Origin of the sequence: Metabacillus sp. 84 (genome assembly GCF_050107715.1) — a bacterium.
Taxonomy (GTDB): Bacteria; Bacillota; Bacilli; order Bacillales; family Bacillaceae; genus Metabacillus_B.
Window position 1 is genome coordinate 1 of the sequence record NZ_JBNILN010000032.1, and the last position, 360, is coordinate 360.

1 pseudogene is annotated in these 360 nt (G+C 35.8%); it reads right to left on the reverse strand.

The window, feature by feature from the left end:
* Positions 1–360: pseudogene (locus ACQCV8_RS20175) on the reverse strand (RNA-guided endonuclease TnpB family protein); the annotation flags it as partial.

A 360-nucleotide genomic window follows, 5' to 3' on the forward strand; every position in this document is an offset into this window, starting at 1 on the left:
AAGAGTTCCTAGTTTATGCTTTAGCAAATCAAAATTGCGGTTATGCTTATCGACTAATATCGCACGAATAGGTGTTTTCTTTACTTTACCGTTAATCAACAAAGGCAAATGTATGTGAGTGAAGTCAAACGAGTAGTTTTGGTTATTCCAAATGCAGACAGGCTTCACCAAAATAGGGATGATTGTGTATTTGCTTTTCTTAATTTTTGTAGAGAATACACTTTTGGCATCTTTAATTGCTTGGTTCTTGACTGCACTTGGAAGGTTGGCAGGAACATCTTTTGTTGTTTTCTTGGTGCTTTTCTGTTCTTTCACCATTTCAGCGATAAGACGATTCACTACATCAATATACTCTTTGCT